Source organism: Sandarakinorhabdus sp. (assembly GCF_041689835.1).
Taxonomy (GTDB): Bacteria; Pseudomonadota; Alphaproteobacteria; order Sphingomonadales; family Sphingomonadaceae; genus Sandarakinorhabdus.
Genome location: NZ_JBDNFM010000027.1, coordinates 1 through 6,785 on the forward strand (window position 1 = coordinate 1; position 6,785 = coordinate 6,785).

Consider the following 6,785-nt stretch of genomic DNA (forward strand, 5'->3'; position numbering starts at 1 on the left):
GAGGCCGGCGATGCGGATGGCGATGACATCGGTGCCGACATCGAACACCGGGCCGTGGATGCTGCGGCGCTGCACGAAGGTTTCACGCTTCAGGCTGCCATTGGCCTGGCGGATGAGCAGTGATTTCGTGGTGCGTTTGAATGCCAGCCTCTTGCCGTCCACCACATAGCCGTCACCGGCCAGTTCGAGCTTGTAGCGCACCGCGCCCAGCATGTTGTTGACCGTGTTGGTGAAGCCCAGATTGTTGTTGAAGGCAAAGCGCAGCACCGGCAGGCCAACTTGCGTGGCACCGTAAACCGAATAGCCGGGCGCGCTGATCTGCGCTTCGTAATAGGTGAGCAGCGAGGGTGCCCACGGCAGGTGCGGATTGGCGAGCAGCATCGCCGCGCCGCTTTCGGAGCGTGACGGCGCCACGGCCCAGCCGTTGGAGCCGCCGGCATCACCGTCGCCGGCATCGCCAATTCCCGTCGGCGTGAAGGCGGCAGGCGGGGTGAGCATCCGGCCCATGGGCGCAACATACAGGAACTGCATCAGCCGGTGGGCGTGGGCCATCACATCGATGCCGCTGATCGGCAGCACTTGGCTGAGGTCGGCCGGCACATGATCCGGGTGCGCAGCAAGATAGGCGTTGATGCCGGCGGCGAAGCCATCAAGATTGGCGCGCATCTGCGGGGTTTGCGCCTTGTACCAGTCGAGGCTGCGTGCCGGCGCGTCGTGGGCGATCAGATAGCGATCGAGCGGGGCATAGTCTGCCCCCCAATATTCCGCCGCCCGCGCCCGGCTTTCGCCATACATCTTGAGCAGGATATTGCCGTGGCTGGCGGCCTGCGCCCAGCCGAAGCCCTTGAAGGCGCCGGCTTCGGTGTTGGCGTAAATGTGGGGCACGCCGTATGTGTCCCACAGCACATCGTCGGCCAGCGCGGGCGTCGCAGTGGCCAGAGCCAGCGCAAAAAGTGCAGATTTCATCGCGGGCCTCACTTCTTGAACCGGTTGTACCAGTCGATCACCGCCAGGTTGGATTGCAGCCATTGTGATGGCCGGCCCATGCCGTGCGTGGCTTCGGGCAGGCGCACCATCATGGCCGGTACGCCGCGCTGCTTAAGGGCCTGATAATAGGCTTCGGTCTGGGCAATGGGAGTGCGATAATCGGCTTCACCGGTAATCAGCAGTGTCGGCGTTTTCACCTTGCCGACCATCGAGAAGGTGGAGCGGCGCCAGTAAAGATCGCGGTTGTCCCACGGGTTGCCGACCACCCAGTTGGACAGGGTGAGCGCGGTGATGTCGCTGGTGAGCGCCTGGATCGACCAATCTGTGACCGGGCGCAGCGCCGCCGCGGCGTTGAAGCGGTCGGTTTTGGCGATGGCGAAAGTGGTGAGCACGCCGCCGCCGCTGCCGCCGCCGATGAACTGGTTTTTCGCATCGGCCCACGGACGTTTCAGCACTTCGTCCATGCCGGCCATCAGGTCGTCATGGTCAGGCCCGGGATATTCGCCGCCATATTCCGGCGTGATGCCGTTGGAGAATTTTTCGCCATAACCCGTTGATCCGCGCGGGTTGGTCCACAGCACGACATAGCCGGCGGCGGCGTAAAGCTGGTGGGTGATGGAGAAATAGGGGCCGTAATCGCCGTTCGGCCCGCCGTGGATTTCCAATGCGACCGGGTATTTTTTGGCCGGGTCGAAACTGGGCGGATATTGCAGCCAGCCTTCGATGGCCAGGCCGTCGGGGGCTTTCCAGGTCAGCCGCTCCATGGCGCCGATCTGTTTTTCAGCGCGCCATTTCTCGTTGAAATCGATCTTGCCGATGAGCTTTCCGGCCTTCATCACGCCGAGCGCGGCGGGACGGTCTGTCTCGACGGTGGTGAAGGCCAAAGTCTGATTCCGGGGGGTGTCGCCGCCTGTCGACCAATCGCCGCCGGAAGAGGGCAGATAAAGCCGGGTGCCGCCGATTTGGGGCACGATTATCTTGGCAGCGCCGCCGCTGGCCGGGATGGTGGCAACGCGCACCAGCCCGGCATCGCCGTACGCAACGTGCAGGGCCTTGCCGTCCTTCGCCCATTCAAAACTGCCCACCGGCCGGTCGAGCGCGGCGGTGAGGTGGACAGGCTCGCCGCCGGACACGCGGCGCAGCCACACGCCGGGCTGGGCATAGAATTTGGTGGTTTTGGGCTGGCCGATCCACGCCAGCCACTGGCCATCGGGGGACAGGCGGGCATCCTGTTCGCCGCCGTCGATGCTGGTCAGGCGTTCGGGAGTGGCATTGGCGGGCGCGGCGCCGCTGACAGGGATGCGGTAAATGTCGGTTTCACCGGCGGTGCGGTCGTTGCCGGGGCGGACGGCGGCGGCATAGATCAGGCTCTGGCCATCGGGCGCCCAGTGCGCGCCGCCGTCGATCTGGTTGGCATCGCCCTTGGTCAGCTGGGTTGGCGCGCCGCCTGCTGCTGCCACCACGAACAGGTGATCGGCCCCGGCCTTGATGTAACCGCCGTCGTTGGTGCGATATTGCCAATCGGTGATAACGCGCGGATCGGGCGCCCACGTCGCACCGGCCGGCTTGTCCGGCATGCCGGGCACCTTGGGCATCGATGTTTCCACCCGGGCAGCAAAAGCGATGCGTGTGCCGTCGGGGCTCCATTCGAGGCTGCGCGGGGCGACATTGCCGCTGGTGACGGGCTTGCCGATCCCTTCGGCCACATCCATCACCCACAGCTGCGGCTTGCCCAGATACGGCGCGACATAGGCGATGCGCTTGGCACCGGGCGCCCAAGCCGCGCCGCTGGCACCGGCTGCGCCGCCGATGAGCAGGCGTTTGTCGAGGCTGGTCTTGCCGACCGCGGCCAGCCACCATTCGGTAACGCGCCGATCGGTCTGGATATCGAATTGCTGCCGCGTAAACAGCACGTGCGCGCCGTCCGGGCTTACTTCCACAGCGTCGGTCATGCTGATGCGGTAAAGATCGGCGGGTTCCACCGGGCTGGCGGCGTGTATCGCTGTTGACGCAAACAGCGCCGCAACCAGCAGTGCAATCTTCATGGCGTTCCTGTCGTTTTCCCAAGGCAGATTATCAAGGCTAGCGCGGGCATGATCGGCTGACCAGTGAGGAACCGGAAATGAGCATCAGCTTTGACGATTGGCGCGGCCGTTCGCCGTTTTACGACGAAACCCACGAAGCGGTTTCAGCCAGCGTACGGCGTTTCATGGCGGCCGAGGTGCTGCCCAATATCGACCAGTGGGAAGCTGACGGCGAGCTGCCGCGCGAACTGCACACAAAGGCAGCTGCAGCCGGCATATTGGGCCTGAATTATCCCGAGGAATATGGCGGGCACAGCGAAGGCTTTGATGTGTTCCACGGGCTGACCCAGTCGGAGGAAATGGCCGCTGCCGGCGCTGGCGGGCTGGGGGCCAGCCTGATGACCCACAGCATCGGCTTGCCGCCGATACTGGCGCTGGGCAGTGACGAGATGAAGCGCCGCATCGCACCCGCCGTGCTGGCCGGCGAAAAGCTGATCAGCCTGGCCATAACCGAGCCTTCGGGCGGATCGGATGTGGCGCAATTGAAAACCCGCGCCGAAAAAGTGGGCAACAAATATGTGGTGAACGGGCAGAAGATGTTCATCACCACCGGCATGCGGGCCGATTACATGACCGTGGCGGTGCGCACCGGCGGGCCAGGAATGAAGGGCATTTCGCTGATGCTGATCGAAACTGATCGGCCGGGCGTGAGCCGCACCCGGCTCGACAAGATGGGCTGGCGCTGTTCGGATACCGCCGCCGTTTATTTCGACAATGTCGAAGTGCAGCCGGAAAACATGATCGGGCCGGAAAACGGCGGATTTATCGGCATCATGCGCAATTTCAACAGCGAGCGGCTGGGCATGGCGCACGGCTGCTGCGCGATGGCGCGGGTGGCGCTGAAAGAAGCGATGGAGTGGGCGCAGAACCGCGAGACCTTTGGCAAGAAGCTGGGCGCGCACCAATCCATCCGCATCAAGCTGGCCGATTGCGCCCGCCAAATCCAGACGACGCAGGCGTGGGTGGATCTGTGTGCATATCAGCACCGTGCCGGCGTGGGCGTGCCGGCGGATTATGCCATGCTCAAGGTGCAGGCGACGCGGATGCTGGAACATGTGGCGCGCGAGGCGGCGCAGGTGCTGGGCGGCGCGAGTTTCATCACTGGATCGAAGGTGGAGCGCATTTACCGCGAGGTGCGGGTGAATGCGATTGGCGGTGGTTCGGAGGAGATCATGCTCGATCTGGCCGGGCGGCAGATGGGGTTGGGCTGACCCCTTACGGATTGCACCAGTCGCAACTGGCCGGGCTGGCAGCGGTGACGGCATCGGCGCGGGGCCGGGTTTCGCGGTGATCGCAAACCGTGCAGCCATCGATGATGGCCACGACCCATTGTGTGGGCTGTGCGCACGACGAACACGGCAGGCCGCGCGCCAGATCAACCTCGCCCCAGCCGGGGCTGCTGCAGGCCGGGCAGGGGGCGGCCAGCCGTGCGGCCAGCCGGCCAGCCAGGGCGCGGATGGCAGCCATGCGGGTGGGGTTCAGATGCGCGCGCATGTCGGTTTCGAGGCGGTTGCCGGGCCAGGCCAGTGCTGACAGAGCGTCCATGTTTTGCAGGCCAGTGGCCAGCAGCGTGCCGCCGGGGTCTTTCACCACAAGTGCGTGCGCGGGGAAACCGATGCGGGCCAGAAATGGCGCGATGTCGCCGCCGTCCGCGACCTCGTGGTGGGCGAAATTGGTGCGGCGGGACACGGCAGACACGGTGAGCTCAAGGCCGCGCTGCACATCGACGAAGGCCAATGTCTCCACGCCGCCGGCCCCGAATGGCAGCCACGGATGCGAGCCGAAACTGCCTTCGCTGGCCAGCCCCAGCGTTAGCCCTGATGCCGCCATACCGGCGCGGGCCTTGGCCAGCGCGGCCTGCGGCGCGGTGGCGGTGCGGGATATGCTGCCGGTGAAGGTGCCGAACTGATCTGTATCGACGGCGACGGGGTAGGCGATCAGGCCCAGCCGGCGCAGCAACGGCGGCGCCAACGCGCGCGCCTTGCCGTGCTGGGTGGCCAGCGCGGCCCGCTGGCCCCGGTAGGGCTGCTCAGCGGGGATTTCAGGCAACGAAGCGCCAGTCCAGCACCTCGCCAGCGTGGAACGGTACCAGCTCGCTGCCGGCGGCCGGAATGCGCATAGGCACTGGGGTGGGCGTGCGTTCCAGGGTGATGAAATCGGGGTTCAGCGGCAGGCCATAAAACCGCGGGCCAAATTCGCTGGCAAAGCCTTCCAAACGTCCGAGCGCGCCTTCTTCTTCGAACACCTTGGCATAGGCTTCGATGGCGAACGGCGCGCAATAGACGCCGGCACAGCCGCAATCGCTTTCCTTGGCTTCCACGGCGTGGGGCGCGCTGTCGGTGCCCAAAAAGAATTTCGGGTTACCGCTGGTGGCTGCTGCGCGCAGTGCGCGGCGATGCAGTTCGCGCTTGGCCACCGGCAGGCAATAGAAATGTGGGCGCATGCCGCCTTCGAACATGGCGTTGCGGTTGATGGCGAGATGGTGCGGCGTGATGGTGGCAGCGACGTTGGGGCCGGCATCGCGCACGAAATCCACCGCATCCTTGGTGGTGATATGTTCGAACACGATCTTGAGGGCGGGAAAATCAGCCACCACGCCCTTCAGAATGCGCTCGATGAACACGGCTTCGCGGTCGAAGATGTCAACGGTGTGATCGGTCACTTCGCCGTGGATCAGCAGCGGCATGCCGATGCGCTGCATGGCTTCGAGGGCCGGACGGATATGATCCACATCGGTGACGCCGTGGGCGCTGTTGGTGGTGGCGTGGGCGGGATACAGCTTGGCGGCGGTGAAGATACCGTCGCCGTGGCCGCGCACCAGTTCATGCGCGTCGATGTGATCGACCAGATAGCAGGTCATCAGCGGTTCAAAGGCGATGCCCGGCGACACGGCGGCGCGGATGCGATCCCGATAGGCAGCGGCCGCAGCAGCGGTGGTGACCGGCGGTTTCAGATTGGGCATGACGATGGCGCGGGCAAACTGGCGGGCGGTGGCATCGGCCACGGCCGCCAGCATCGGCCCATCACGCAGATGCACATGCCAATCATCGGGGCGGCGGATCGTAAGGGTCGTCATCGTGGTCATGCCACGCCTGTTACGCCCTTTACCGGACGGCGAAAAGCCCTGCAAAGCGGCCCACTCCGGAATGTTGCGTAAAGCCATGCGGGCGGTGAGCCGCGTATGACAGTGGCCGGGATGAAGGCTGGCCTTCAAGGCCTTTCGGATTGGCGCCGCATGAAGAATATCGTGCTCCACATTCATGATGACGACGCCCAACCCGGGCGCCTGGCGCTGGCGCTGGATGTGGCGCGGCAAACCGGCGGGCACCTGTCGTGCATTCAGGTCACGCCGGTCGAAGCTTATGCCGGCGATCCTTATGGCGGCCTGTACGGCATGGCGGCGCTGATCGACACCATCCACGATCAGGACAAGGCGCTGCGGATCGCCACCGAAGCCCGGCTGATGCTCAGCGGCGTGCCGTGGGACTGGCGCAGCTTTGATGGCAATGTCGTGGAAACGTTGATCGACCAATCGATGCTGGCCGATCTGGTGCTGCTCAGCCAGCCCGGCGCAGGCCGGCGCCAAAGCGCCCGCCAGCCGCTGGCGATTGTGGGCGATGTGGTGATGTACACCCGCTGCCCGGTGCTGTTGGTGCCGCTGTTGGTGCCGCACGCCGAGCAGGGACTTGATCTGAGCGGGCCGGTGGTGGTGGC

The 6,785-nt window shown here is 65.1% G+C and carries 5 protein-coding genes and 1 pseudogene; 2 read left to right on the forward strand and 4 right to left on the reverse strand.

From position 1 onward, the window contains the following. Together ACESL8_RS01255 and ACESL8_RS01260 are read right to left on the reverse strand one after the other, a co-directional pair. Positions 1-966, reverse strand: a 966-nt coding sequence (locus tag ACESL8_RS01255; RefSeq protein WP_372915085.1) for a penicillin acylase family protein, incomplete at its 3' end; no start/stop codon positions are given. Between the two features lie 8 nt (positions 967-974). Next, positions 975-3,032: a prolyl oligopeptidase family serine peptidase gene (locus ACESL8_RS01260; RefSeq protein WP_372915087.1), complete on the reverse strand. Its 2,058-nt coding sequence runs from the start codon at positions 3,030-3,032 to the stop codon at positions 975-977. A gap of 77 nt (positions 3,033-3,109) precedes the next feature. Between ACESL8_RS01260 and ACESL8_RS01265 the strand changes: the two genes are divergently transcribed. Next, entirely contained in the window at positions 3,110-4,282 is a 1,173-nt protein-coding gene (locus tag ACESL8_RS01265; RefSeq protein WP_372915089.1) for an acyl-CoA dehydrogenase family protein, read from the forward strand. A gap of 4 nt (positions 4,283-4,286) precedes the next feature. Here the strand turns inward: ACESL8_RS01265 and ACESL8_RS01270 are convergent, their stop codons facing one another. Both ACESL8_RS01270 and pyrC read right to left on the reverse strand, forming a co-directional pair. Continuing rightward, positions 4,287-5,120, reverse strand: coding sequence for a DUF6671 family protein (locus tag ACESL8_RS01270; protein WP_372915091.1), 834 nt, complete (start codon positions 5,118-5,120; stop codon positions 4,287-4,289). Then, complete coding sequence (gene pyrC / locus ACESL8_RS01275; RefSeq protein ID WP_372915093.1) at positions 5,113-6,156, reverse strand: dihydroorotase; 1,044 nt, start codon at positions 6,154-6,156, stop codon at positions 5,113-5,115. The genes ACESL8_RS01270 and pyrC overlap by 8 nt, the downstream gene beginning before the upstream one ends. 111 nt (positions 6,157-6,267) lie before the next feature. Here pyrC and ACESL8_RS01280 point away from each other — a divergent pair. Continuing rightward, a pseudogene (locus ACESL8_RS01280) lies at positions 6,268-6,785 on the forward strand (hypothetical protein); the annotation flags it as partial.